Here is a 26,364-nt window from a genome sequence, read left to right on the forward strand (position 1 = left end):
GATGCAGGTTGAGGTTTCAGGCCGGGTAACGGCCGTAGATCAATGTGCTGGAATCAGGGTGCGCTCGGAGACGATCAGTCGTTTTCGAATTCCGGCACCTATCTTTCGTTCAACTTCCCACATGGCCAAACCCTTGACCACGGCCACTTGCTCGATGGCGGTTACGACATCACCCAGCTTGGTGCAGAGATACACAGCACCACGTTCGATTGAAGACTTTACTTTCATTCGGCCAAATCTCCTGTGCGGTTGTTGCGGGGACAATATTACCCACGTAAACCCGAGCTTGAAACCGGATATTTCGTATGCTCTTTTCGGTTATCCCGAAGAGTCCGACAGGCTCGCCGGTTTGGCCCGGCAAGGGCTGCTGTCCCCCGAAAATAGGGGAGTTTCAGCCCTCCAGCCTGGCAAGCGCCCATGTGACATGCTCGCGCACCAATGGCGATGGGTGAGCCAATATCATTTTCAGGCCATTTTTCGCGTCGACCGTCGCAGGCCCATTGCCGAGCGCGACGGCAATGTTGCGCAGCCAGCGCTCGTGGCCGATCCGGCGGATCGGATTGCCGGCCAGTCGGTCGTTGAACTGCTGCTCAGTCCAGGCGAGCAGGTCGATCAGCGTTGCCGTATCGAGCCCGTGGCGCGGCGAAAACTCAGGGTCGCCGATCTGCGCAAAACGATTCCACGGGCAGCACAACTGGCAGTCGTCGCAGCCGTAGATGCGGTTGCCGATCAAGGGCCGGAATTCTTCCGGAATCGGGCCGGCCAGTTCGATGGTCAGGTAGGAAATGCAGCGCCGGGCATCGACCTTGTAAGGGGCGACGATGGCTTGGGTCGGGCAGGCGTCGAGGCAGGCCGTGCAGGTGCCGCAATGTTCCTCAACGGGGGCGTCGGGCGGCAAGGGCAGGTCGGTGTAGATATCGCCGAGAAAGCGCCAGGAACCTTGCTTGGAGAGCAGCAAGGTGTGCTTGCCGCGCCAGCCGAGGCCAGCCTGGCTGGCAAATTCGACTTCCATCACCGGTGCCGAGTCGGAAAAGACGCGATAGCCGAACGGCCCGGTGATCTTGGTAATGGTGTCCGCCAACTTCTGCAGCCGGCTGCGGATCAGCTTGTGATAATCACGACCCTGGGCGTAGCGCGAAATCGCCGCCTCATCCGGCTGGTCGGCGGTTTTGCGGTGTGGCAGGTAGTCGATGGCCGCACTGATGACGGTGATTGTTCCCGGATGCAGTTGCTGCGGCTGGGCGCGCAATTCGGCATGGCGGGCCATATAATCCATTTCGCCGTGGCAGCCAGCCGCCAGCCATTCCCGCATTTTTTCAACGGCTGGCCCGGGTTCTGCCCGCGCCACGCCAACGGCTGAAAAGCCGAGTTGCCTGCCGGCCTCGCGGATTTTTTCCTTGAGCGCCGAGTAATCCACCGTGGAGTCCTGATTGTGCATAGCCCCGATGTTACCGCCGTTTTTCAATTGCCCGATGAGGCTGCGACTCTTCGATTGGGCGAGGCACTGGCGCCATTGCTGGTGCCGGGGCTGGTCATTTTCCTCGAAGGCGACCTGGGTGCCGGCAAAACCACCCTGTCGCGCGCCATGATCCGGGCGCTCGGCCACACCGGTCCGGTCAAAAGCCCGACCTATTCACTGGTTGAAGTTTACGTAATTTCGAGCTTATACTTATATCACTTTGATTTTTATCGTTTCGAGTCACCCGAGGAGTTTCTCGATGCGGGCTTTGATGAATATTTTAATGACACTGCGGTCTGTCTTGTCGAATGGCCGGAGCGTGCTCAGGGCTGCGTTCCGTCGCCAGACCTGCGGCTGTGTCTTCATCATGCAGGTGTCGGGCGTGTCCTCGAAGCCGTGGCAGATACACCGAAAGGGCAAGCATGTCTAAACGCGCTCATCCAAGCCTTGGGCGCCGACAGCTCCTCCGCTATGCCGGCGCCTCGCTGATTCTTTCCGTTTCACCGATTGCCGGCGCCGCGGCCAAGCTACCGTCTGTCCTCGCCGTACGCATCTGGCCTGCAGCCGACTACACCCGCGTCACGCTCGAACACGACGGACCGCTCAAATTCACGCATTTCACCGTTGAAAACCCGGATCGCCTGGTGGTCGATATCGAAGGCGTCGAATTCAACAGCGTGCTCGACAGTCTCGCCCGCAAGGTGGCAACCGACGATCCGAACATCAAGCTGCTGCGCGCCGGCCGTTTCAAGCCGGGCGTCGTGCGCCTGGTCATGGAACTGAAAGGCAAGGTCAATCCGCAGGTCTTCACGCTGGAGCCGGCCGGCGAATACGGCCGTCGTCTGGTGCTCGACGTCTATCCGGTCAATCCACCGGACCCGATGATGGCGCTGCTCGAAGGTCGCAAGGATGCGGTCGAGCCCTTGAAGGGCGAGCCGGATTTCCAGATTGCCGAAAAGCGGCCTGACGAGGTGACTGCCAGAACTCCCGAAAAGCAGATTGTCGAAGCGCCGGAGGTTCACACCAGCAAGAAATCCGGCAAGCCGATCGTCGACCGCTTGGTTACCATCACGCTCGACCCCGGTCATGGTGGTGAAGATCCAGGCGCCATCGGCAAGGCGGGCACCTACGAAAAGAATGTGACGCTTGAAGTGGCCCGTCGCCTGAAGGCGCGGATCGATGCCGAGCCGAACATGCGCGCCGTCCTGACGCGCGACTCCGATTTTTTCGTGCCGCTGCAGATGCGCGTGCAAAAAGCCCGTCGCGTTCAGTCGGATCTCTTCCTGTCGATCCATGCCGATGCCTGGATCAAGCCCGATGCGCGCGGTTCATCGGTATTCGTGCTTTCGGAAAAGGGCGCTTCAAGTACCCAGGCACGCCTGCTCGCCCAGAAGGAAAATCAGGCCGACCTGATCGGTGGCGTCAATATCGGCAGCAAGGATCTTTTCCTCGCCCGTACGTTGCTCGACCTGTCGCAAACCGGCACGATCAACGACAGCCTGAAGCTGGGCAAATACCTGCTCGGAGAGTTGGGGTCGATCAACACGCTGCACAAGGCCCATGTCGAACAGGCCGGTTTTGCTGTGCTCAAGGCGCCGGATATTCCATCGGCCCTGATCGAAACGGCGTTCATCTCGAATCCGGAAGAAGAAGCGCGTCTCAATGACGACGCTTATCAGGAAAAGCTGGCTGGGGCGATCGTTCGTGGTATCCGGCAGTACTTCATCAAGCATCCCCCCGGGCCAAAGGCCAGGATGGCCTTGCTGAGCTAAGTTCGCTCAGAACAGTTCGACTTCGCCCTTGGCGATTTCCTTGGCGGCGACTTCGCCGTCCGCGACCAGTTTTTCGTAACAATTGACCCGGTTCCGGCCGTGACGTTTGGCGTAATAGAGCGCCTCGTCGGCACGGTCGATCACGTCGGTCGGGGTGTCGCTGGGCAGCAGGGCACTGAAGCCGATGCTTATCGTGACGTGTCCGACTCGGCTGAATAGCTGCTTCTCAACATTGCTCCGGAAGCGTTCCAGCGCGGCAAGCGCAAACTTTTCATCGGTCGGTTGCAACAAGACAATGAATTCCTCGCCGCCGAAACGGAACAACTGGTCATCGAAGCGGAAGGATTGATTCATTACCTGAGCCAGCATGATCAGCACTTCGTCACCGATCAGGTGGCCAAAGTTGTCATTGACCAGCTTGAATTTGTCGATGTCGCAAACGGCCAGCCAGTGGTTGGCATCGGCTTTTTGGCTCCGCCGGCTTTCCTTGGCGTTACCGGATCGATTGTCGCTAGCCGCTTTGCCAAGCAATTCGAAAAGGTGCTTGTCGAAGGTTTTTCGACTGGCTAGGCCGGTCAGGGTATCGGCCTCACCGTAGTCGAGCAGCGCGATATGATTGCCAAAGTAGTCGATCAGGCCCATCAGGGTGACGCGCTGGTCGGCCGAAAACTCTTCGGAAAGCCAGAGGTCGATCAGGTAGACCGGTTCGTTGAGCCGGATAACCGGAAAGATGACGCGGTGCGATCCATCATCAAGAACGTCGAGGACCGCAGACAGTTCCTTGCGGCACCGATTAAGCAACGGGTCACGCTCAATCGGCTGGCAATACAGGTGTTCCGGAAGGTAGGCGTTACGGAGAAAGCGGCCGTTCGAACCGAAGCCGGCGCACGCAAACACCATCGCTTTTTTGCTGCCGGCGTAGCTGCGGTAAATGGTGACGCGTTGCGGGTGGAAAAGATCAAGCAGGGAATCCACCATGGCCTCATTGATTTCCGTGCGGTCTCGGCGCGATGAAATCTGGACGATATGGCTGATCAGCTCAAGCATGAAGTGGTGCGCGGGATTCTTTGTTAGTCCGGCGGATTATAGCTAAAAGCGACTCCTGGCGTTTTGGCTATATGCGGTTTTCCTTGATACATGGCCGATGTTCTCGTATCCCTCCGGTCCCTTAGGTCGTTATAATTCAACGTTTTTCCGGCCAGTTTGCCCATGCGCGTCTTTCGCGGTCATTCGCGTCCCGTTCCTGCTCCCGTCGTGCTCGCCATCGGAAATTTCGATGGTGTTCACTTGGGGCATGCTGCGTTGGTCCGGCGCTTGGCCGAGGTGGCCGAAAACCGCCGGTTGGCACCTACCGTTTTGACCTTCGAGCCGCATCCGCGCGAGTTTTTTGCGCCGGAATCAGCACCGGCCCGTCTGACGACTCTGCGCGAAAAACTGGAGTTGCTGGGTGAGAGCGGCGTGGCGCAGGCCGTTATCTGTCCTTTCAATGCAGCCTTTGCCGCCCTTTCCGCTGAAGGGTTCATCGAGCAGGTGCTGGTGCGGGGCTGTCAGGTTCGTCACTTGATCATTGGTGACGATTTCCGCTTCGGTCGTGGGCGTGCCGGCGACTTCGCTCTGCTGCAGGAGGCCGGGCAGCGTTTCTGTTTTTCCGTCGAGGCCATGGGCAGTGTCACGGTTGCCGGCAAACGGGTTTCCAGTTCAGCGGTACGCCAGGCGCTGGCGATCGGCGACATGGAGGAGGCGGCCAGTTTGCTCGGCCGCCCCTACATCATCGATGGTCAGGTGGCGCATGGTCAAAAACTTGGCCGGCAACTCGGTTTCGCCACGGCTAACCTGCGTATCAAGCACAACCCGCTGCCGATGAGCGGGGTTTTCGCCGTCGAAGTCAGTGGTTTGGGCGACCGGCCGCTGCCTGGCGTGGCCAATCTGGGGGTGCGGCCGACTGTCGGTGGCACGCGCCCATTGCTGGAAGTGCATCTCTTTGATTTCGATCGCGACATTTATGGCGCGCACATTTCGGTTCGTTTCGTGCACAAGCTGCGCAACGAGCAACGGTTTCCCAATTTTGATGCCCTCAAGGCGCAGATCGCGGCAGACGCCGCGGCCGCCCGGGCCTTCTTCACGCTGTGAGCACGCAAAATGGCTGATTACAAAGACTCCCTGAACCTGCCGGATACCGCTTTCCCGATGCGCGGCGACTTGCCCAAGCGCGAGCCGCAATGGGTCGCCCAGTGGCAGGAGAAAAAGCTCTACCAGCGTATCCGCGAAGTCTGTGCCGGCCGCCCGCATTTCACGCTGCATGACGGCCCGCCTTACGCCAACGGTGACATTCACATCGGCCACGCGGTTAACAAGGTGCTGAAGGACATCATCGTCCGTTCGAAGACCTTGTCCGGTTTTGATGCACCTTACGTGCCGGGCTGGGACTGCCACGGCCTGCCGATCGAGCATCAGATCGAAAAGCTGCACGGCAAGGCCATTCCAGCCGACAAGGTGCGCGAACTGTCGCGCGCCTATGCGGCTGAGCAGGTCGAGCGCCAGAAAAAGGATTTCATCCGGCTCGGCGTGCTGGGCGACTGGGGCAATCCCTACCTGACGATGAACTTCTCGGCCGAGGCTGGTGAAATCCGCGCCTTGGGCAAGATTCTCGAACAAGGCTACCTCTATCAGGGCCTGAAGCCGGTCAACTGGTGTCTGGACTGCGGTTCGGCGCTGGCGGAGGCCGAGGTCGAGTACGAAGACAAAAACTCCCCCGCCATCGACGTCGTATTTGAAGTCCATGAGAACCACGCCGCCAAACTGGCTGCTGCGTTCGGCCTGACGCATCTGCGCGGCCCGGCCTTTGCGGTGATCTGGACGACGACGCCATGGACACTGCCGGCCAACGAGGCAGTCAGCGTGCATCCGGATCTGACCTACGACCTGATCGAAACCGAGAAGGGTGCCTTGATTTTGGTTCGCGAACTGGCTGACGCTGCGCTCAAACGCTACGCCCTTGAAGGCACGGTCACCGGCTCCTGCACCGGCGACAAGCTCGACCAGATTCTGCTCAAGCACCCGTTCCAGAACCGCGATGTTGCTATCATCTGCGGAACGCACGTCACGACCGAAGCCGGTACCGGCCTGGTGCACACCGCGCCGGCCCACGGTGTGGACGACTACAACATCGGCAAGAAATACGGCTTGCCGGTGAACAACCCGGTCGCAAACGATGGCAAGTTCATCAGCACGACACCGGCGTTGTCGGTTGGCGAACTGGCTGGCAAGACGGTCTGGGAAGCCAATCCGCTGGTGCTGCAGGAACTCGAAGCCCGTGGTCGCCTGCTCAAGAACGAGCGCATCCAGCACAGCTACCCGCACTGCTGGCGCCACAAGACGCCGATCATCTTCCGTGCGACGACCCAGTGGTTCATCGGCATGGAGAACAAGAAGAACGAGGATGCTTCGACCCTGCGCTGGATTGCCGAGCGTGCTGTCGATGAAACCCAGTTCTTCCCGGCTTGGGGCCGTGCTCGTCTGGAAGGCATGATGAAGACTCGCCCGGACTGGTGTGTTTCCCGCCAGCGCAACTGGGGTGTGCCGATTCCGTTCTTCCTGCACAAGGAAACCGGCCAGCCGCATCCGCGTACCGCTGAGCTGATCGAACAGGTCGCCTTGCGTGTCGAAAAATCGGGCATCGAAGCCTGGTTCAGCCTTGATGCGGCCGAACTGCTCGGTGCCGAAGCCGACCAGTACGTCAAGATGAAGGATACGCTGGACGTCTGGTTCGACTCCGGCACGACGCACTGGCACGTCATGCGCGGTTCGCATGCGGCCGAACACACCTATCCGGCTGACCTCTATCTCGAAGGCTCCGACCAGCATCGTGGCTGGTTCCAGTCGTCCTTGCTCTCCGGCTGCGCCATCGATGGTCGTGCCCCGTACAAGGCGCTGCTGACGCACGGCTTCGTGGTGGACGGCAAGGGACACAAGATGTCCAAGTCCAAGGGCAACGTTATCGCCCCGCAGCAGGTTTCGGACAAGATGGGCGCTGACATCCTGCGTCTGTGGACGGCGTCGACCGACTACTCCGGCGAACTGACCATTTCCGACGAAATCCTCAAGCGTGTCGTCGAAGGCTACCGCCGCATCCGCAACACGCTGCGCTTCCTGTTGGCCAATGTGTCCGACTTCGATGCCAATGCCGACATGCTGCCGGTCGACCAGTGGCTGGAAATCGACCGCTACGCGCTGGCGCTGACCCGCGAACTGCAGGACGGCTGCCGTGCCGACTTCGACAAGTACGAATTTCATCGCGTCGTCCAGGCCCTGCAGACCTTCTGCTCCGAAGACCTCGGCGGCTTCTACCTCGATATCCTGAAGGACCGCCTGTACACGACGGCACCGAAGTCCGTGGCTCGCCGTTCGGCCCAATCCGCCCTGTGGCACATCACGCAGGCTTTCGTTCGCCTGCTGGCACCGATCACCGCCTTTACGGCCGAAGAGGTCTGGCAGGTATTGACCGGTAAGGCCGACGATTCAGTGATGTTCCATGTCTGGCATGAATTGCCGGCGCTGGCGGGTGAGGGCGATTTGCTGGCCAAGTGGGCGCTGATCCGTACTGCCCGTGCTGACGTGACCAAGGCACTCGAAGCTCAGCGCGAAGCCGGCAAGATCGGTTCAGCGCTTCAGGCTACTGTCGAAATCCATTGTGCCGGCGAGAAGTACGAAGCACTGGCGTCCCTGGGTGACGACCTGAAGTTCGTTTTCATCTGCTCGTCTACCGTTGCTGTACGTGACGACAACGAACAAGTCATCGCTACGCCGCTTGAACACGCCAAGTGTGAACGCTGCTGGCACGTCCGCGAAGATGTCGGCGCCAACGCGGAACATCCCACCCTGTGCGGTCGTTGTGTCAGCAACCTGTACGGCGAAGGCGAGGCACGCCGCTGTGCCTAAGGCGGCGCACTGGTATGGCCTTGCCGGCCTGGTCATCGTGCTCGACCAGATCAGCAAGTGGGTAGTGCTGGAGAACATCCGCTTCGGCGAAACGATCTATGTCGCCCCGTTCTGGAACTGGGTGCTGACCTTCAATCCCGGTGCGGCCTTCAGCTTTTTGGCTGATCAGCCGGGCTGGCAGCGCTGGTTCTTCGCATTGCTGGCGCTCGCGGTTTCCGGCTGGATCGCCGTCATGCTCCGCCAGCATTCGCAACAAAAGCTGCTCTCGCTGGCCCTGACGCTGGTCATGGGCGGCGCTTTGGGCAACGTGATTGACCGCATCCGCTTCGGCGCGGTCGTTGATTTCATTCAATGGCATGCCGCCGGCTTCTACTGGCCGGCCTTCAATGTCGCCGATTCAGCGATCACGGTCGGCGCGATTTTGCTCGTCGTCGAGCAGTTGACTGTCGCTAAACAGAAAGAGAATTCCTGATGAGCACCACCGTCCGTTCCGACAGCTTCCTGACCCTGCACTACCGGATCACCACGCTCGACGGCGAGGAATTCCTCTCCACCTTCGACATGAGTCCAGCCACCCTGCAGATGGGCGGCGGCCAGCTGGCCGAAAACCTCGAATCGGTGCTGATCGGACTGCCCGCCCACGAACGTTTCGTCTTCGAACTCGAACCGGCGCAGGCCTTTGGCCAGCACAACGACCGCCTTGTCGAGCGCATCGCCCGCAGCGGATTGCCGGCCGACATGGAACTCAAGGAGAATTCCGTCGTCGAATTCACCGCCCCCAACGGTGGTACCTTCGCCGGCTTCCTGCGTGAGCTGGATGCCAAGCACGCCTTGTTCGACTTCAACCACCCGATGGCCGGAAAAACGATCCGCTTCGAGGTGGAAATCATCGGAATCATGTAATGGAAATCATCCTCGCCAACCCTCGCGGCTTCTGCGCCGGCGTCGAACGTGCTATCGCCATTGTCGAACGCGCCCTGGAAAAGTTCGGCGCCCCGATCTATGTCCGCCACGAAGTCGTGCACAACAAATTTGTCTGCGATGACCTGCGCGCCAAGGGGGCTGTTTTCGTCGAGGAACTGGATGAGGTTCCCTCTGGCAGCACTGTGATCTTCAGCGCCCACGGCGTTTCCAAAGCCGTCCGCACCGATGCCGAAGCCCGTGGCCTCAAAGTCTTCGATGCCACCTGCCCGCTGGTCACCAAGGTCCACGTTGAGGTTGGCAAGATGCGCAACCAGACCCGCGAAGTTGTCATGATCGGCCACAAGGGGCATCCTGAAGTCGAAGGGACGATGGGGCAGAGTCAGGGCGGCATGTATCTCGTTGAAACAGTTGAGGATGTTCACCAGCTTGTGGTGAAGGAGTCAGATCAGCTTTCTTTCGTAACCCAAACCACGCTTTCGGTAGATGACGCTACCGTGGTGATCGCGGCTCTGCAAGAACGCTTTCCAAAAATTCAAGGGCCGAAAAAGGATGATATTTGCTATGCGACCCAGAATCGGCAAGATGCGGTCAAGGCTCTGGCGGAGATGTGCGATCTAGTAATTGTGGTTGGGAGTCCAAATAGTTCCAATTCACGTCGTCTGCGTGAAGTTGCAGCAAGTCGCGGTGTCGAGTCTTATCTTGTTGATGGTGTGGATGAAGTGCAATTCGGGTGGCTGACAGGGAAGGTCAATGTTGGCGTAACTGCAGGTGCTTCGGCACCGGAAATTCTCGTCAAGAATGTCATCGAGTGCATCAAGGCAATGTCTGGGGCCGAAGTCGTTCAGATGACTGGAGTTGATGAGAACGTATCATTCCCACTTCCTCGCGAACTGAGCGCTGCTCAATAGCAATAACCACTAATCCTCTTGCGGAAAGCAGAAGGCTGTCTCAGGGTACCGTTGGCAACCTTCGATCTCCCGCTTATCGGATATTGCGTTTAGCAGGAAAGCAATTGAGCTAACTTCTCAGAAAGCGTTATCGGAGCATTTTTTCGAGCTGCCAATCACGCGTGCAATAAATGAGGGCTTATGCGCTGCCAAGAAATGCAAATGATCGGGAGTGACGTAGATAGATGCCGGGAGATGATTCCTGCGCAACCTGTTCTGTGGTCGATCCTTTTTCATGCTCTGGTGATATCAATATTCTTGGTTGGGGGCAGTACGGGTTTTCGGTATGCCTCGACCGGAGAGATGCTGTCGGTCCGTCTGCTTGCAGACCATGACCAGGAAAGTCTCGATTCGGCAATACCTGCTTCAAATGTTCGAAATCCATCTGTTGAAAATGTGGCGAACCAGTCTGCGCTTTCAGGTGCGCGTTTGAGCAAAATGTGGGAGGCGCCCGACCTGCTGGCAGGGAGCGAGGAGGGTTATCTGCCACCGGAGTTCCTTTCTCGCGCAGCTTTTCCGGTAGATGATATTGATCTTCAGGATATTTCCTCACCGGAGGAAGGCTCATTTCAAATGTATCTCTGGATTGACAGCCGCGGCAAGGTGACCCGTGTCGATGTACAGGAGTCCAAAGTCGCTGCTTGGTTTGTTGATCAAATTGTTGAGCGATTTAAGAGCTCACGTTTCACGCCAGGGTTGCGGGGTGACAGGCCCGTAGCTGCCATCATGCATGTCGAGGTTGTTTTCTAGTAGAACTCAAAATGAAAATTGCACATCTGAAAAGGCGCGCGGCGAGAGGGTTCACGCTCATTGAACTGATGGTCGCCATTGCCTTGCTGGGTATTCTGCTGGCGCTTGCCATGCCGTCATTTTCCGACATGATTCGACGGATGCGGATCGAGAGTGCCGCCAGTAGCCTCTCGGTGGCATTTGCGACCGCCCGTAGCGAAGCCGTCAAGCGCGGCCGGAACATATCGGTTTGTAAGAGTGACAATGGTACGACGTGCTCAACCAGTGGCGACTGGTCAACCGGATGGCTGATTTACGCTACGGCAGGAACGCCAATCAAGGTATTCGATGCACCGAGCGGGGAGTTGTCCATGGTGGGCGATGCCAGCTTGGTCAATGTTGTTACCTTTACTGCGACCGGAGGAACCACGCTGGGGGCCGCCGGCAGTATTCAGGTATGCAAGTCTGGTCAGACGGCCAAAGTGGTATCGGTGGCGGTCTCAGGCCGTGTCAGAGTTGCTTCAGGGGGGGCGTGTTCATGATGTCGGGCCAAAATCAACGCGGGGTTAGCTTGATTGAGATCTTGGTTTCCATTGTCATTGTCTGCTTTGGGTTGCTGGGTGTTGCCGGATTGCTGACAACGGGTCTTAAGAGTACCCAAGTTTCGCAGATCCGCACGCAGGCTAGTTTCCTGGCTTACGATATGGCTGACCGCATGCGTACCAATCGGCAGGTGGCTCTCAACGGAGAGTACACGACGGCAACAACAGCCAGCAATGCAACTGCGGTTGCAGACAAGGCTGACTGGAAAACTGCGGTTGAAACCTTGCCCGGTGGTTCAGGGACGGTGGCTATGAACAATACGTTCTTCACCATCACCATCCAGTGGGACGATTCCAAGCTTGCCGGGGGGAGTGCGACCCAACAATTTGTCTTCGTGGGAGAACTTTGATGGACAAGCCTGTGTTTTTCCCGAGGCATCGACAGACTGGCGTTTCGATTATCGAGATCATGATCACGCTGGTTTTGGGTTTGTTTATTATTGGTGGTGTTCTTTACACCTTTCTGAGTACGCGCACGGCCTATATTTCAAATGATGCGATCGCCAGGATTCAGGAGGATGGTCGCATGGCCATGGAGCGCTTGGCGCGGGAGATTCGCCAAGCCGGCTTCATGGGATGTTCGAATTCACTTGATATCACGCCACGAATCATCGCCGATCCAGACAAAGATGGTAACACTGCGGAGCATGTCACTTTCGGTGCAGGAGACGGTATTCAGGTCTACAACAATGGTGTGGGCTGGGTGAATCCCTCAGCGATTGTTCGGGTAGCTGGCACTGATGTTATCCAGATCAAAGGGCTGGGGGCCTGTACTGGCCGGCTGACCGGCAATATGACTGCAGTTAACGCCAATATTCAGATCGGCACCAATCCCTGCGGATGGACAGCCGGGCAGATTCTGGTAATCGCCGACTGTACAAATGTCGATATTTTTGCCGCAACCAATGTTAGCTCTGGCTCGATCACCATCGCACATGCAAATTCAGCAAATACCGATGAGAAACTTTCTAAGGCCTATGGCAAAGAAGCCATGATCTTCGGATATGGTGAAAAGACATTCTTTATCGGTATGCATCCCACCCTAAACCTGCCGATGCTTTATGAAATAAGCTACAACGGAACAGTAACAACAGCAAATGATGTGGTTGCCAATGTTTATGATATGCAGGTGCTTGCTGCGAGGGTTGATACCAATGCGGATAGCGCCCCCGATTCAACCGTGACTTCAACAGGCTCGCCGCCCGCACTTGGAGGGGTAACGTGGCCACAGGCACTAAGTTTGCAGGTCCGCTTTTCTGTGCGCAGCGAGTCCGACAACGCGGGGCCTTCGAGTTTGACTTATACCTTCAATGGAGCCGCTGTGACCGACAAGCGGATTAAGCGCGATTTCACGACGGTTATTGGAATCAGGAATCGTCTGCCATGAAAAAGCCTCTGTCAGTAGCGTATTCGCAAAAAGGGATCTCGCTTGTAGTGTCCCTGTTGATTCTGGTTATGGTTACCCTGTTGGCCCTCAGCGTGGTGAATACTAGTGTTTTTGAAGAGCGTATGGCCGGGAATACCCGCGATCGTTCCCTGGCGTTCGAGTCGGCAGAATATGCTATGCGAGAAGCTCAGGATTTTCTGTCAAATGCGGTTTTGCCGCCATTTACCACCTCGGGTGGCTCTACCGGTGGTTACTACCGCGATCTAAATACCTCGCCGACTGGTCAGACTGAGGAAATTTACTGGCGGGATACTCACAACTGGTCAGCCAATTCAGTGGCGGCGACGAAAGCCAGCGGGGTGCTTAGTGGGCAAACCCAGCCTCGATATGTCATCGAGGAATACCCGGCAATTTCATGTGCTGGGTATTCAAAAAAATGGCCGCCACCGCCGCCGCGTAATGTTTATAAGATTACGGCACGTGGGCAGGGGCGGACTACTGAGTCGGTGGTCATTCTTCAGTCATGGTTTGACCGCGGCTGCGGCTAATTGGAGGTCGAAATGAAAAAATTATTCTGCGGTTTGATATTGGCGATGGTTTCCTGCGTTTCGGCGCAGGCCGGAGTCATTGCCCAGGATCCTCTGTTCATAAGTGCTCAGGCCGATCCTCGCGTCATGCTTGTTGCGTCTCGCGACCACCAGCTATTCATCAAGGCTTATACCGATTATTCCGATCTTGATGGTGACGGCTTCCTTGATACTGCCTTCACGCCTTACATTGAGTACGACGGCTACTTCAATCCGCGGAAGTGTTACACCTATCAAAACAATCGTTTCGAAGCGACATCAGCAGCTACAACAGAAACGGTGACTGTGAGCTTTCCGAATGGCTCGACGGCGACCAAGTCCCAATACGTCTGCGCCAGTCAGTGGAGTGGTAATTTGCTCAACTGGGCAAGCATGACCCGAGCCGACATTGTTCGGAAGGTTTTTTATGGTGGGTATCGCTCGACGGACACCGAGTCGCTAACGGTCCTTGAGCGTGCTCATCTGCCCCGCGACGTCCATGCGTTTGCCAAGGTGTTCGATGCGGCCACGACGGCCAATATGAACAAGTTCACCCCATACAACGATCAGACTTCCATTAGTTTCTGTAACCTGACTAACGATGGGGCCAGTGCTTCGAAGTCATCGACGAATCCGCCGGTCATGCAGATAGCCAACGGCGCATTCCGTCTCTGGGCAGCCAATGAGCATCCTCAGTGCGGAACAGGCTCAGGCACAAAGCCTGCATCACTTCGTGAAACACTGAATGCTCGGGTCAAAGTTTGCGACGATGCTGGCGGTACAGATACCATCAGTGGCCCCGGCCCGAAGTGCAAGACTTACCTGAAAACGGGGGCTGCTAAAAAGCCAATCGGCTTACTGCAACAATACGGGGATGCCGATGTGTCGCTCAGCCTGAAGTTTGGCCTGATGACCGGAAGTTGGGCGCACGGCAAATCCGGTGGCGTACTCCGGAAGAATATTGGCAGCCTGAGCAACAGCGGCGGCAAGTACCCGAACAACTACAACTGTGCCACAGCGGGCGAGGGTTTCGTCTCAGGTTCAACCGATGAGGTTGATTTTTGCACAGGCCTATTTGTCAATAATCAGGGCTTGCCGAGAAGTGCTTCGTCGACCGACGACTTGCCTACCACTGGCGGAGTCATAGGAACTTTGAACCGACTGCGAATTGCAGGTTGGGATGGCAGCAAGTATGACGGTGTTTGTAACAATCCGGGAGTTACCTCGTTTGCCAACGGCAACTGTGTTGACTGGGGAAATCCCATTTCAGAGATGTATCTGGAGTCGCTGCGCTATCTCCAGGCCGGAAATGCCACCACCAAGCTGGCTAGCGATACCAGTGCCGCATCGCCAACAGCTAACTTCAATGGTAGTGATGCCTCGTATATTGCAGGTTTGCCGCAGCTAACCTGGAAAGATCCGATTCCGGCCGCCGAATGGTGTGCCAAGTCGAATATCGTGATGATCTCGACAGGCCTGAACTCCTTTGACTTTGACGAAACTGCTCACGACCTAGGCTGGGGAAAGTCGACAGCAACTTTGACCAATGAGGTTGCCGATGCTTCGCATGAGAAGCTCACAGGCAATTTCATGATCGGCAGTGTGACCGGGGCCTCCAACTACGAGTCTGTCTGTTCCTCAAAAGCGTTGGGCGACCTTTCGCAAGCCTCCGGCATCTGCCCGGAGGTGCCCAGCGTTGAGGGCAGCTACCATGTGGCCGGTTTGGCCTTGGGTACTTCTTTGTTCGACCTGCGCTCCGGTTATGCTTCTAAACGCAATTCGTTGTGGAGTAAATCCAAACCCGAGTACGCGCTGCGGCAGCCATTGACGACCTTTGCGGTTGCGCTGGCTGAGAATCTCCCGGATTTTTCGATCCCGGTTGGGGTGAGCGGCAAAGAAATCACCTTCATTCCCTTCTGTCAGGCCAATTCGAACGGATCGGCTGCGCTAGGTGATACAGGCTGGCGTGCCTGCAGTATGGTTGATCTGGAAGTAGAGCAGGGTACCAACCAGACTGCAGGTAGCTTCAAGATCATGTGGGAAGACTCGACGTGGGGTAACGACTACGATATGGACGGCGTCGCTCATATCCGTTATTGCGTTGGCGCGGCGTGTAATGCCTATGCCGGACAGAATGGCATGCCGGCTATTCCCGATGCTGACAAGCTGTATCTTAAGGTTGCGTCGATGACCGCGGCGGCAGGCCATGCGTTGAAATATGGCTACACGATCTCCGGTAGTACGGCTGATGGGACGGTGATGGATGTATTACGTCCAGGTAACGCAAACTATTCGACCTATGCTGCAAACAGCGAGTTCACAAAGCCGGTTACATCCTGGAGCACTCCTGCCTGGGTCGGATACTCGATATCGGCGAGCACCACGGCCAACCTGATGCAGAATCCGCTCTACTACACTGCAAAATACGCGGCTTGGCCAAATTGGGACAAAAAGAATAACGCCACGCGTGCGACGCTCGTGAATGGCGATGGTCAGGCAGATAACTTCTTCCGGGTACGCAATCCCGCTGGCCTGGAGCAGGCCATCGGCTCGGCATTGAAGGAGTCCTTGGCTGATCCCTCATCATCGTCATCGATTGCGACGAACTCGACCCGCTTGGATACGGACACCTTTGTCTATCAAGCGCGCTTCAAGGCGACCGACTGGAGTGGACAGGTGCTAGCCTATCCCGTCGTGACTGTCACCAATACTACTACCAATACAACTTCAGCCGCCTTAGGAACCTTGGCTTGGGATGCGGGCGTTCTGGCGAAATATCCTGCCGAATCATTGCGTCGAATATATACCTATAATCGTAGTGCGACGCTTAAAGGTATTGACTTTAAATGGGGTTCGCTATCTGCGAAGCAGAAGGCAGGTTTGGATGATGCCAATGTTGTAAACACTTCATCTTCTGTGATTAGCTATCTGCGCGGTGATCAGAGTCAGGAGTTGAAGGACACCTCTGTGCCGAGTGATGGTGTTTTCGACGTCGGTATTTATCGGCCGCGAACGTCACTCATGGGGGATATCATCAATTCTGATCCGGTCTTTATCGGCGGGCAAAATTTCTCCTATGGCAATATCAGCAGCATCACCGGCTATGACTCTTATGCAGCCCAAGTGGATAAGAAGTTTTCAACGACGGGGTCTGCCAAAAATCCGCTGATCGTTGTTAATTCAAATGACGGCATGATGCATGTGATTGACGCCAAGAATGGCAACGAAATATTCACCTACTTGCCAAGTTGGTTGATTTGCCCTGACGAAACGGCCGCATCCGGGTGCAACAGCGGAGCGAATAGTAGTCCGCTTCGCAACCTTCTGAATGCCAACATGAACCATCAGTATCTTCTGGATGGCAACCTGGTAGTTGGTGATGCCTACGTCGATACGGGGGCAGGGGTTGCTTGGAAGACGCTTCTTGTCGGGGCCGCGGCAGCGGGTGGCAAGGGAGTTTTTGCAGTGGATCTGACCAAGAGTTACGACGGTACCAGCGAAACGTTGTCAACTTCGGATGTGGCAACAACTCAGTCGACCTATGCTGCACTGACTGCCACCGATACCGTGCTCTGGGAGTTTACGGATAAATTTGGGGATGCCGATCTTGGCTATACCTATGGCCAGCCTGTGATTGCCAGAATGGCAAATGACCAATGGGCAGCGGTTTTTGGCAATGGTTATAGTTCCGCGAATGGCAAGGCTGTGCTCTATATCGTTAATCTGGCTGATGGTAGCTTGATCAAGAAAATTGAGGTTGGCGATGGATCGACTGCAGCCAGTCCTAATGGGCTTTCTGCTCCCGCTGCGATATTCGATTCCGGCACCGGGGCGCTATCAGCAATTTTTGCGGGAGATCTAAAAGGAAATCTCTGGAAATTTGACGTAACGGGTTCCAATACCAATAACTGGAAAGTGGATAATGGAGCAGGGACTCCGTTATTTACTGCTTTTGACGATGCTGGAAATCGCCAGCCAATCACCGCCGGTCTGGATATTGGCACCCATCCAAATGGTGGTTACATGGTGTATTTCGGAACAGGAAAGTATTTCGAAAAAGGTGATAACACCTCTACTGCTCAGCAAACAATCTACGGGATTTGGGATAAGACGGCCAGCAATGATGAAATTGCTGCATCAACTGTCGATACGGTTTCCGAAAAAGATGTTGTACTGCAAAAACACTCAATTTTGATTGAAATGCCGAACCCGTTGGCGGGGGGGGGGGACATCCGGGTTACCGATGATACCGGATCTATCAACTGGGCCAACAAGCGCGGCTGGTATCTCAATATGGGTGTGACATCGCGGGAACGTGTGGTTACCCCGCCGATTCTTCGCAATAAGCGGGTTATCGTGACGAGCATGATTCCCAGTGCATCGCCCTGTGATTTTGGTGGCACAAGCTGGATTATGGAATTCGATCCGGAAACAGGAAATCGTCCGTCATTCTCGGTATTCGACCTGAATAATAACGGTACTTTCACAAGTTCTGATTATGTTTCAGTGACGATTGGTGGGGTTGCAGTCAATGTTCCGGCCAATGGAGTCAAATCGACGGAGGGCATCATTAAATCGCCCGCCATCATTTCAGCCGGTTCCAAAGACTTCAAGATCAGTAGCGGTACCACCGGCAATGTGTTGGTCGTTGCTGAGCAGGGATCAACCACCCGCCCACGCCCGGCTTGGCGTCAGATTCAATAAGGAATGATGGATCATGAAACATAAGGGTTTCACATTGATCGAACTGATGATTGTCGTGGCAATTGTCGGAGTGCTGGCTGCCATAGCCTATCCGAGTTACCAGGAGTACATCGCCAGGGCGCGGCGGGCTGATGCCAAGACGGTGTTGCTGGAAAATGCACAATTTCTCGAACGCTTCTATACGCAAAATGGAACATATCTAAATGCGACTTTGCCGATTACAGAAGCACCGAAGGATGGTGGCACCAAGTTCTACGACATTAGCTTTGTAGCGGCCCAGACTGCCACCGCATTCCAGATTCAGGCAGCTCCCAAGAATGCTCAGTCGGGAGACAAATGCGGAACCCTTATCGTCAACCATTCCAATCAGAAGTCAGTTTCGGGGGCCACATTGGATAGTCCGACCTGCTGGAGCAAATAACCGATCGCCCTCACTTAGGGAGAAGTTGTGTAGAGCAATCCTCACTCCTGAGTGTGGATTCTCTGGCGATCTCGCTTGCTAAGAATAGGCTCCTTTGTTATACTAGCTGACTTAGATTTTTTGATACCGGATACATTAACATGGCCAATAGCGCACAAGCCCGCAAGCGCGCCCGTCAAGCTGACGGGCAGCGTTCCCATAACGCCAGCCTGCGTTCGACCCTGCGTACCGCAATCAAGCGTGTCCGTCAGGCGATCGAAGCTGGTGACAAAGCCGCCGCTCAAGGCGTCTTCCAGCAGTCCGTCGCAGTGCTTGACCGCATTGCTGACAAGAAGATTGTTCACAAGAACAAGGCTTCCCGTACCAAGAGCCGTCTGTCTGCTCAAATCAAGGCACTTGCTGCTGCCTGATTGAGCTGGTACTCAAAAAATTGGCGCCTGCGGGCGCCTTTTTTATTGCCTGATTTTATTGCTTACTTTTTGTCGATGGCGCAGACGCCGTCAATAATTTGCAGGTCGTTGTCCTGAGCGAAGTTGAGCATGAAGCGGTAGGCCATGGGTTCAATCTCGCCCAGGCGCCCATCGACAAACACGGCTTTTTCGCCGTTGTAGTCACCTGGGCCGACGTAAGGGGAGTATTTCATCTTGCGTTCGGCGCCAAAGGCGGACATGACGCCGCAAAGACGTTCCGCCCAATCGCTTGGGCGAAATTTCTTCCCTTGTTGGGTGAGGCCGACAATGATGAATGTGGTCGATTCTTGATTTGTCATTGTTCTACTCTGCGTTTTTGGGCGATACGACCTTGCGTTGGCGCATTCTAGCAGAAGCTCGATGTCTTTCCATCACTACGCCGGTCGTCATTCTGGTGGGCGATTTGGCTTGGTCCTGCTGTTCTATACAAGGCCTTGTTTTTCACCTAGAATTTAGCTTTCCGGCGGCATTGGCCGCCGTTTTCGTTTTTTGGGGTTGCCTCATGTCGCATGTCATGAATACCTACGCCCGGTTGCCGGTGACTTTCAGTCACGGAAATGGCTGCCGGATTACCGATACCGAGGGCAAGGAGTATCTGGACGCGTTGTCCGGGATTGCTGTTTCGACGCTCGGTCACGCTCATCCCCGGTTGGTTGCGGCCATTGCAGCTCAAGCCGGGCGCATGCTGCACACTTCCAACCTGTATCGAATTGCTGAACAGGAACAGTTGGCTGACAGGCTCTGTGGGCTTTCGGGCATGCAGGAGGTTTTTTTCAGCAACTCCGGTGCCGAGGCTAATGAGGCGGCGATCAAGCTGGCGCGCTTCTACGGTCACAAGAAGAATATCGAACTACCGACTGTCATCGTGATGGAAAAGGCTTTTCACGGCCGGACGATGGCGACGCTCTCTGCAACAGGCAACCGCAAGGCGCAGGCCGGCTTTGAGCCACTGGTGGCGGGCTTTGTGCGCGTGCCGTACGGTGATCTTGAAGCGATCAAGACGCTGGCTGAGCACAACAATAATATTGTGGCGGTCATGCTGGAGATCATTCAGGGTGAAGGTGGTATTCATCTGGCCGATCCGGTTTTCTATCGCGGTGTGCGCGAACTCTGCGATACGCAGGAATGGCTGATGATCTGCGATGAGGTGCAGTGCGGCATGGGCCGTACCGGCAAGTGGTTCGGCTATCAACAGGCCGGCGTGCAGCCCGACATAGCTACGCTGGCCAAGGGGCTGGGCTCTGGGGTGCCGATTGGTGCCTGTCTGGCTGGCGGCAAGGCCGCAGGACTATTCGGGCCGGGCAATCATGGCTCGACCTTTGGTGGTAATCCGCTGGTGTCGACCGCAGCCCTGACGACCATCGATGTGATCGAGCAGGATGGTTTGCTGGGCAATGCAGAGCGTATTGGCGCCCTGATCCGTAAGCTGTTTGCCGAAGTGCTGGCCGGCGTCAAAGGTGTGGTCGATATTCGCGGGCATGGCTTGATGATCGGCCTTGAACTGGATCGCCCCTGCGGTGCTCTGGTTGGCAAGGCGCTGGCCGCGGGGCTGCTGATTAATGTCACCGCCGACACGGTCATTCGTTTCCTGCCGCCGCTGATTTTCAGTGAAAGCGATGCTCGTGAGCTGGTGGAGCGCACCACGCCACTGATCAAGGAATTTCTGGCTGCTTAATCATGGCAATCAAACACTTTCTGCAATTCAAGGATTTCACCCGTGAAGAGCTCGAATATGTATTCGAGCGCACTGGCTGGATCAAAAATCAGTTCAAGTCCTATCAGAAGTATTGGCCGCTCTCCGACCGTACACTGGTTATGATCTTCGAGAAGGCCAGCACGCGGACGCGTTTGTCGTTCGAGGCTGGCATGCAGCAACTCGGTGGTTCTGCGATCTACCTGAACACTCGCGATTCCCAACTTGGGCGAGGTGAACCGGTCGAGGATGCGGCGCAGGTAATTTCCCGGATGAGCGACATCGTGATGATTCGCACCTTCGAGCAGGAGATCATCGAGCGTTTCGCCGCTAATTCGCGCGTGCCGGTGATCAATGGACTGACCAACGAATATCACCCCTGCCAGATTCTGGCTGACATCTACACCTACATCGAGCATCGCGGCTGCATCCAGGGCAAGACCGTGGCCTGGGTGGGTGATGCCAACAATATGTGCAACACTTGGCTGCAGGCGGCCGAGGTGCTGGACTTCAAGGTTCACGTGTCTACCCCACCGGGTTACGAGATTCAGCCAGAATTGGTCGGCAAGATCGATTCGGCACGATTCAAGGTTTTTGCTGATCCGATGGATGCCTGCCGTGATGCCGATCTGGTGACCACTGACGTGTGGACCTCAATGGGCTTCGAGGCGGAGAACGAGGAACGGATCAAGGCCTTTGCTGACTGGTGCGTCGATGGCGAGATGATGCAGGTAGCTAATCCACAAGCCGTGTTCATGCACTGTCTGCCGGCGCATCGCGGCGAGGAAGTGACTGCCGAGGTGATCGATGGGCCGCAATCTGTGGTTTGGGATGAGGCTGAAAACCGCCTGCACGTGCAGAAGGCGTTGATGGAATATTTGCTGCTGGGCCGGCTTCAGGGCTGAGTGGCGCGGTTAATCGAAACAAGGGAACAGAAATGAGCGACATCAAGAAGGTTGTGCTGGCCTATTCGGGCGGTCTGGATACCTCGGTCATCCTCAAGTGGCTGCAGGATGTTTACAAGTGTGAAGTCGTCACCTTCACGGCCGACCTCGGCCAGGGTGAGGAGCTGGAGCCAGCGCGCGTCAAGGCTTTGAAGGCCGGCATCAAGCCGAAGAATATCTACATCGACGACGTTCGCGAGGAGTTCGTCCGTGATTTCGTCTTCCCGATGTTCCGTGCCAACACCGTCTATGAAGGCGAGTACCTGCTGGGTACCTCAATCGCCCGTCCGCTGATCGCCAAGCGCCTGGTCGAGATCGTCAATGAAACCGGTGCCGATGCAATCTGCCACGGCGCCACCGGCAAGGGCAACGACCAGGTCCGTTTCGAGCTGGGCGCCTATGCGCTGAAGCCGGGCATCAAGGTCATCGCACCGTGGCGTGAGTGGGACCTGATGTCACGCGAGAAGCTGATGGCCTATGCCGAGAAGCATGGCATCGAAATCGACATGAAGCACAAGAAGGGCGGTTCCCCGTATTCGATGGACGCCAACCTGCTGCATATCTCCTACGAAGGTCGTCACCTCGAAGATCCGGCAGCGGAAGCCGAAGAGTCGATGTGGCGTTGGACCGTTTCGCCGGAAAAAGCGCCGAACAAGGCCGAGTATCTCGACCTCGAATTCGCCCAGGGCGACGTCGTCGCCATCAACGGCAAGAAAATGAAGGCCCACGAAGTGCTCGGCACGCTGAACGAGATCGGCGGCAAGCACGGTATCGGCCGTCTTGATCTGGTCGAGAACCGCTATGTCGGCATGAAGTCGCGCGGCTGCTACGAAACCCCGGGTGGCACCATCCTGCTGCGCGCCCACCGTGCCATCGAATCAGTGACGCTCGACCGCGAAGTCGCCCACCTTAAGGATGACCTAATGCCGCGTTACGCCAGCCTGGTGTACAACGGCTACTGGTGGAGCCCTGAGCGCAAGGCGCTGCAGGTGCTGATCGATCACACTCAGCAGACGGTCAACGGTACCGTCCGCCTGAAACTGTACAAGGGCAACGTGATCGTCGTCGGTCGCGATTCGAAGACCGATTCGCTGTTCGACTCGACCATCGCCACCTTTGAGGACGACGCTGGCGCCTACGACCAGCGCGATGCTGGCGGCTTCATCAAGCTGAATGCCTTGCGCATGCGTATCGCGGCCAATCTGGCAGCAAAAAAAGCCGGCAAGCCGGCTGCGAAGAAAGCGGTTGCCAAGAAAGCTGAAGCTGCAAAGCCTGTGGCCAAGGCCGTAGCTAAACCAGCTGCCAAAGCTGCGACCAAGCTTGCTGCCAAGGCGGTTGCAGCCAAAGCGGTTGTCGCCAAGGCCGTGAAAGCGCCTGCCAAGGTGCCGGCTAAAAAACCGGCCGCCAAGAAGAAGGGCTAAGCGATGGAGGGCGGCACCGTATTCGGGCTCAACGAAGAACAGATCGCAGACTTCTTCTCGACCTGGGGCGTTGGCGCCTTCATCCTCTTCATGCTGTTCATCATTGGCGAGATCGCCTACAAATCCAAGGCTGGCAAGACGGGTACCTTTGTACTCTTCTTCGTGCTGGCTTTCGGCATGGTCGGGTTCATCGCCAAATCAGTCATTCAGAAACTCTGGGGTATTTAAATGTCGCAATACGACAATGTTTCCGTGGTCAAGAAGGCCAATGTTTACTTCGATGGTAAGTGCGTCAGCCACACCGTGGTGTTGGCCGACGGCACGAAGAAAACGGTTGGTGTGATCCTGCCGTCCAGCCTGACCTTCAATACCGGCGCACCGGAAATCATGGAAGGCGTTGGTGGTTCCTGCAGCGTCAAGCTGAAAGGCGAAAGTGAATGGAAGACCTACGGCGATGGTCAGTCCTTCAACGTGCCGGGCAACTCCAGCTTCGAAATTGCTTGTGACGAGCCCTATCACTACGTCTGTCACTTCGGGTAATTGCCATGCCGAGTTTTGACTTCACCTCCGAAGCGGACATGGTTGGTCTGAAGAACGCAGTCGACGTCACCTCACGCCAGATCGATAACCGTTACGACTTCAAGGGTACCAGCGCCAAGGTTGAGCTGAACGAAAAGGACAAGGTCATCACCCTCTGGGGCGATTCCGACTTTCAGCTCGACCAGATCAAGGACCTGCTTTTCCCGGCGATGGAAAAGAAGGAGAAGGAAAGCGTCAAGCGACTGGATCACCAGAAGGTGGTCAGCGTCTCCGGCAACAAGGTCAAGCAGGAGATGAAGATCAAGGATGGCATCGACAGCGACCTGGCCAAGAAGATCGTCAAGCTGGTTAAGGACGGTAAGCTCAAGGTTCAGGCCTCGATCCAGGGCGATACTGTGCGTGTCCAGGGGGCCAAGCGCGATGATCTGCAGGGCTGTATTGCTCTAATTACCAAGTCGATTACCGACTTTCCGATCAAGTACGGTAATTTCCGCGACTAAGGTCTGGGTAGCAGTGAATGAAAAACGGGCAGCTTGGCTGCCTGTTTTGTTTTTCAGAAGCGGGCCATCAGCGCCGCAGCCCCTCTATCCATACTGAATAAAGCTGGTTTGACAACTGGCGCATGCGCGGCAGGCGTTCGCCAATCTGCGCTTGCATGACCTCAGGCGTTTGAGCGCTCGGCTGGTCGGCAACCGCGATGGCCTCGTCAGCCCATTGTTCGCACCAGGTAGCAATCATTTCCGGCATCATTTCGACATGGCACTGCATGCCAAGATGTGGTCCGAGGGCGAACATCTGGTTGGCGCAATGGCTACTGGCGAACAAGCGGGTCGCTTCCGTCGGGATGCTGAAGGTTTCGCCGTGCCACTGGAAGACCGTGCTGTTTTCCCCCGCATAGTCGCCAAGCCAGTGGCGGGCAATGGCGTTGTCTTCGCCGTGGACATCGCCCCAGCCAATCTCCTTGACCGGATTTTTCGTGATTCGTCCACCGAATGCCTTGCTCATCAACTGGCCGCCCAGGCAGTGGCCGATGACCGGGATGTCTTTGTCGGCGGCGTCACGAATCAAGGCGCAGACCGGTTCGATCCAGGGCAGAGAATCGTTGACGCTCATTGGGCCACCCATGAAACACAGGCCGGAAAACCCATCGGCTGTGCTTGGCACGGCGGCGCCTTCATCAATGGCAATCAATTGCCATGGAATCCCGTGCTGCTCAAGGAATATGGCAAAATAGCCCGGACCTTCAGTAGGGGAGTGACGAAAGATGGCGACTGGTTGCATGGTGAAAATGTCCGGAAAATTGATGCGTCATTCTACGCTGCTCGCTGTGCTGGTGTGTCTGTTTCAGGTGCCAGCGATGGCGCAGGATGTCGGGCTGGCCGGCATCATGGGCAGCAAGGCCATGTTGATGATCAATGGCGGCGAGCCGCAGGCTGTGCCGGTTGGGCAGACAGTGGATGGCGTGAAGGTGTTGTCCATTCAGGGTGATCAGGCAACGATTGAAGTGGGCGGCAAGAAACGTCCGCTGCGGGTTGGTCAACATGCCATTGGCACTTCCAGTGGCGATGGTTCCGGTAAAGTCACCATGACCGCCGATGGGCAGGGCCATTTTTTCACAACAGGAACGGTAAACGGTACTTCAGTCCGCTTTGTCGTTGATACTGGCGCGACATTCATCGCTCTTGGCCCAAGTGATGCGCGACGGATTGGTATTGACCCCAACAAAGGGAAAAAGGCGATGGCGAGTACCGCCAATGGTAATGCGGTCTATATGCGAGTCATGCTTGATACAGTGCGTATAGGAGATATCACATTACATAACGTTGAGGCCGGTATCCTTCCAACCGAAATGCCCGCAGCCCTGCTCGGCATGAGTTTCCTGAATCGGATGGAAATGCAGCGCGATGGCAGTACCATGACACTGAAAAAACGATTTTAGGAGAGAGAAAGTGCCAAAAAGAGATCAGGAAATAGCACTGTTGCGCGAAGAGTTGGAAATGCTGATGGGCGAGCGGCAGGCGCTGTTGCGCGTGGCTGGTGCTTCGGCGGTGCTGATTGCCAGCCTCGACAGCAAGCGATTGCCGCTCGGTGCGATCGAATCGGCTGATCTGGTGGCAACGACGATCAACGATCTTCAGGAAGAAACGCTCCAGGATGCTCTGGCTGCCGTGCACGCCGAAATCGAGGAAGACTCTGCGACGGCATGACGATTGATCTGGAGCGCTTGCGGGCCAGTTTGCTGCCCGAACCGCTGGCTGGTCACTTTGTCCAGGAAGATGGCGTTGCCGACCAGCCGTTGACGCCGGCAGCAGTGCTATTTCCCATCGTGCTGCGCGAAGGCGGGCACACTGTACTGCTGACCCAGCGCACCGTCCATCTGAGGGATCACGCCGGGCAGATCAGTTTCCCCGGCGGTCGAGTCGAGGACGAGGATCTGTCGCCAATCCACACCGCCCTGCGGGAAACGGAAGAAGAAATTGGCTTGTCTCGCGAGCGGGTCGAGATTGTCGGCTTTCTCCCCGAGTATCGAACCGGTACCGGGTTTCGCGTGACCCCGGTGGTGGCGCTGGTCCAGCCGCCTTTCGACCTCCAGCCTGATCCTTTTGAGGTCGCAGAGATTTTCGAAGTGCCGCTTTCATTCTTGCTTGATCCGGCCAATCATCAGCGGCATTCACTGCATTACCGTGGTGCGCTGCGGAATTATTTCGCCATGCCTTATGGCGAGTATTTCATCTGGGGCGCCACCGCCGGCATGATCCGTTCGCTGAGCGAGCGCCTTGGGCTTCTCCAAGCTTCCTGAGCTTGTGGTATCGTGGCGCTTTGAGACACCAAAATAAGCCGAATACG

28 protein-coding genes and 1 pseudogene are annotated in these 26,364 nt (G+C 56.3%); 24 read left to right on the forward strand and 5 right to left on the reverse strand.

The genetic code is table 11. From position 1 onward, the window contains the following. Nucleotides 1-39: 39 nt before the first annotated feature. Nucleotides 40-228 carry a hypothetical protein gene (locus KI617_RS05855; protein ID WP_226451084.1) on the reverse strand — a complete coding sequence of 63 codons (189 nt, stop codon included), beginning with the start codon at nucleotides 226-228 and terminating at the stop codon, nucleotides 40-42. A gap of 163 nt (nucleotides 229-391) precedes the next feature. Further along, nucleotides 392-1,438 (reverse strand): tRNA epoxyqueuosine(34) reductase QueG, encoded by a 1,047-nt coding sequence (gene queG / locus KI617_RS05860; RefSeq protein WP_226451085.1) that lies wholly within the window; start codon nucleotides 1,436-1,438, stop codon nucleotides 392-394. On the opposite strand from queG, the gene tsaE reads away from it, so the two are divergent. Continuing rightward, the gene (gene tsaE, locus KI617_RS05865) at nucleotides 1,433-1,948 is read left to right on the forward strand and encodes a tRNA (adenosine(37)-N6)-threonylcarbamoyltransferase complex ATPase subunit type 1 TsaE (protein WP_226451086.1); all 516 of its coding nucleotides are present in this window, start codon (nucleotides 1,433-1,435) and stop codon (nucleotides 1,946-1,948) included. The genes queG and tsaE overlap by 6 nt on opposite strands. Beyond that, complete coding sequence (locus tag KI617_RS05870) at nucleotides 1,882-3,231, forward strand: N-acetylmuramoyl-L-alanine amidase (protein ID WP_226451087.1); 1,350 nt, start codon at nucleotides 1,882-1,884, stop codon at nucleotides 3,229-3,231. Before tsaE ends, KI617_RS05870 begins: the two co-directional genes overlap by 67 nt. Nucleotides 3,232-3,237: 6 nt before the next feature. Here KI617_RS05870 and KI617_RS05875 read toward each other — a convergent pair whose 3' ends face one another. After that, on the reverse strand, nucleotides 3,238-4,278 hold the full coding sequence (locus tag KI617_RS05875) for a GGDEF domain-containing protein (RefSeq protein ID WP_226451088.1): 1,041 nt from the start codon (nucleotides 4,276-4,278) through the stop codon (nucleotides 3,238-3,240). 162 nt (nucleotides 4,279-4,440) lie between these two features. On the opposite strand from KI617_RS05875, the gene KI617_RS05880 reads away from it, so the two are divergent. The 13 genes from KI617_RS05880 to rpsT all read left to right on the forward strand — a co-directional run bounded on the left by KI617_RS05880 (nucleotide 4,441) and on the right by rpsT (nucleotide 18,859). Next, the gene (locus KI617_RS05880; RefSeq protein ID WP_226451089.1) at nucleotides 4,441-5,361 is read left to right on the forward strand and encodes a bifunctional riboflavin kinase/FAD synthetase; all 921 of its coding nucleotides are present in this window, start codon (nucleotides 4,441-4,443) and stop codon (nucleotides 5,359-5,361) included. A gap of 9 nt (nucleotides 5,362-5,370) precedes the next feature. Further along, nucleotides 5,371-8,169, forward strand: a complete 2,799-nt coding sequence (ileS, locus tag KI617_RS05885) for an isoleucine--tRNA ligase (protein WP_226451090.1) — start codon at nucleotides 5,371-5,373, stop codon at nucleotides 8,167-8,169. Then, entirely contained in the window at nucleotides 8,162-8,641 is a 480-nt protein-coding gene (gene lspA, locus KI617_RS05890) for a signal peptidase II (protein WP_226451091.1), read from the forward strand. Before ileS ends, lspA begins: the two co-directional genes overlap by 8 nt. Continuing rightward, nucleotides 8,641-9,072 carry an FKBP-type peptidyl-prolyl cis-trans isomerase gene (locus tag KI617_RS05895; protein ID WP_226451092.1) on the forward strand — a complete coding sequence of 144 codons (432 nt, stop codon included), beginning with the start codon at nucleotides 8,641-8,643 and terminating at the stop codon, nucleotides 9,070-9,072. Before lspA ends, KI617_RS05895 begins: the two co-directional genes overlap by 1 nt. Further along, on the forward strand, nucleotides 9,072-10,001 hold the full coding sequence (gene ispH / locus KI617_RS05900; protein WP_226451093.1) for a 4-hydroxy-3-methylbut-2-enyl diphosphate reductase: 930 nt from the start codon (nucleotides 9,072-9,074) through the stop codon (nucleotides 9,999-10,001). Before KI617_RS05895 ends, ispH begins: the two co-directional genes overlap by 1 nt. A gap of 234 nt (nucleotides 10,002-10,235) precedes the next feature. Beyond that, nucleotides 10,236-10,790, forward strand: coding sequence for an energy transducer TonB (locus tag KI617_RS05905; protein WP_226451094.1), 555 nt, complete (start codon nucleotides 10,236-10,238; stop codon nucleotides 10,788-10,790). An 11-nt stretch (nucleotides 10,791-10,801) separates the two neighbouring features. Beyond that, entirely contained in the window at nucleotides 10,802-11,311 is a 510-nt protein-coding gene (locus KI617_RS05910; RefSeq protein ID WP_226451095.1) for a GspH/FimT family pseudopilin, read from the forward strand. A gap of 29 nt (nucleotides 11,312-11,340) precedes the next feature. Beyond that, entirely contained in the window at nucleotides 11,341-11,721 is a 381-nt protein-coding gene (gene pilV / locus KI617_RS05915) for a type IV pilus modification protein PilV (RefSeq protein ID WP_404826826.1), read from the forward strand. Continuing rightward, a complete protein-coding gene (locus KI617_RS05920) occupies nucleotides 11,721-12,758 on the forward strand; it encodes a PilW family protein (RefSeq protein ID WP_226451096.1) in 1,038 nt (345 codons plus the stop codon). Before pilV ends, KI617_RS05920 begins: the two co-directional genes overlap by 1 nt. Beyond that, nucleotides 12,755-13,306, forward strand: a complete 552-nt coding sequence (locus KI617_RS05925; protein WP_226451097.1) for a pilus assembly PilX family protein — start codon at nucleotides 12,755-12,757, stop codon at nucleotides 13,304-13,306. Before KI617_RS05920 ends, KI617_RS05925 begins: the two co-directional genes overlap by 4 nt. Nucleotides 13,307-13,318: 12 nt before the next feature. Next, nucleotides 13,319-18,028, forward strand: coding sequence for a pilus assembly protein (locus KI617_RS05930; protein ID WP_226451098.1), 4,710 nt, complete (start codon nucleotides 13,319-13,321; stop codon nucleotides 18,026-18,028). Between the two features lie 13 nt (nucleotides 18,029-18,041). After that, nucleotides 18,042-18,449: a type IV pilin protein gene (locus tag KI617_RS05940; RefSeq protein ID WP_319004139.1), complete on the forward strand. Its 408-nt coding sequence runs from the start codon at nucleotides 18,042-18,044 to the stop codon at nucleotides 18,447-18,449. 140 nt (nucleotides 18,450-18,589) lie between these two features. Beyond that, the gene (gene rpsT, locus KI617_RS05945) at nucleotides 18,590-18,859 is read left to right on the forward strand and encodes a 30S ribosomal protein S20 (RefSeq protein WP_011288763.1); all 270 of its coding nucleotides are present in this window, start codon (nucleotides 18,590-18,592) and stop codon (nucleotides 18,857-18,859) included. A gap of 62 nt (nucleotides 18,860-18,921) precedes the next feature. On the opposite strand, the gene KI617_RS05950 is transcribed toward rpsT, so the two are convergent. After that, nucleotides 18,922-19,218 carry a DUF3579 domain-containing protein gene (locus tag KI617_RS05950; protein WP_226451099.1) on the reverse strand — a complete coding sequence of 99 codons (297 nt, stop codon included), beginning with the start codon at nucleotides 19,216-19,218 and terminating at the stop codon, nucleotides 18,922-18,924. Between the two features lie 203 nt (nucleotides 19,219-19,421). Here KI617_RS05950 and KI617_RS05955 point away from each other — a divergent pair, with 203 nt between their 5' ends. The 6 genes and pseudogenes from KI617_RS05955 to KI617_RS05980 all read left to right on the forward strand — a co-directional run bounded on the left by KI617_RS05955 (nucleotide 19,422) and on the right by KI617_RS05980 (nucleotide 24,017). Further along, entirely contained in the window at nucleotides 19,422-20,594 is a 1,173-nt protein-coding gene (locus KI617_RS05955; RefSeq protein ID WP_226451845.1) for an aspartate aminotransferase family protein, read from the forward strand. A gap of 2 nt (nucleotides 20,595-20,596) precedes the next feature. After that, a complete protein-coding gene (gene argF / locus KI617_RS05960; RefSeq protein ID WP_404826795.1) occupies nucleotides 20,597-21,517 on the forward strand; it encodes an ornithine carbamoyltransferase in 921 nt (306 codons plus the stop codon). A 32-nt stretch (nucleotides 21,518-21,549) separates the two neighbouring features. After that, nucleotides 21,550-22,773: pseudogene (locus KI617_RS05965) on the forward strand (argininosuccinate synthase); the annotation flags it as partial. A gap of 207 nt (nucleotides 22,774-22,980) precedes the next feature. After that, on the forward strand, nucleotides 22,981-23,205 hold the full coding sequence (locus KI617_RS05970) for a DUF2788 domain-containing protein (protein WP_226451100.1): 225 nt from the start codon (nucleotides 22,981-22,983) through the stop codon (nucleotides 23,203-23,205). Next, nucleotides 23,206-23,517, forward strand: a complete 312-nt coding sequence (ppnP, locus tag KI617_RS05975) for a pyrimidine/purine nucleoside phosphorylase (RefSeq protein ID WP_226451101.1) — start codon at nucleotides 23,206-23,208, stop codon at nucleotides 23,515-23,517. Nucleotides 23,518-23,522: 5 nt separating this feature from the next. After that, nucleotides 23,523-24,017, forward strand: coding sequence for a YajQ family cyclic di-GMP-binding protein (locus KI617_RS05980; RefSeq protein ID WP_226451102.1), 495 nt, complete (start codon nucleotides 23,523-23,525; stop codon nucleotides 24,015-24,017). Nucleotides 24,018-24,084: 67 nt separating this feature from the next. On the opposite strand, the gene KI617_RS05985 is transcribed toward KI617_RS05980, so the two are convergent. Further along, the gene (locus KI617_RS05985; RefSeq protein ID WP_226451103.1) at nucleotides 24,085-24,798 is read right to left on the reverse strand and encodes a type 1 glutamine amidotransferase; all 714 of its coding nucleotides are present in this window, start codon (nucleotides 24,796-24,798) and stop codon (nucleotides 24,085-24,087) included. Here KI617_RS05985 and KI617_RS05990 point away from each other — a divergent pair. The 3 genes from KI617_RS05990 to KI617_RS06000 are packed head-to-tail and all read left to right on the forward strand — an operon-like array spanning nucleotide 24,797 to nucleotide 26,317. Next, entirely contained in the window at nucleotides 24,797-25,456 is a 660-nt protein-coding gene (locus tag KI617_RS05990) for a retropepsin-like aspartic protease family protein (RefSeq protein ID WP_226451104.1), read from the forward strand. The genes KI617_RS05985 and KI617_RS05990 overlap by 2 nt on opposite strands. 10 nt (nucleotides 25,457-25,466) lie before the next feature. After that, nucleotides 25,467-25,724, forward strand: a complete 258-nt coding sequence (locus tag KI617_RS05995) for a hypothetical protein (RefSeq protein ID WP_226451105.1) — start codon at nucleotides 25,467-25,469, stop codon at nucleotides 25,722-25,724. Next, nucleotides 25,721-26,317 (forward strand): CoA pyrophosphatase, encoded by a 597-nt coding sequence (locus KI617_RS06000; RefSeq protein WP_226451106.1) that lies wholly within the window; start codon nucleotides 25,721-25,723, stop codon nucleotides 26,315-26,317. Before KI617_RS05995 ends, KI617_RS06000 begins: the two co-directional genes overlap by 4 nt. Nucleotides 26,318-26,364: the final 47 nt, after the last annotated feature.

Source organism: Ferribacterium limneticum, from assembly GCF_020510625.1.
Classification (GTDB): domain Bacteria; phylum Pseudomonadota; class Gammaproteobacteria; order Burkholderiales; family Rhodocyclaceae; genus Azonexus; species Azonexus limneticus_A.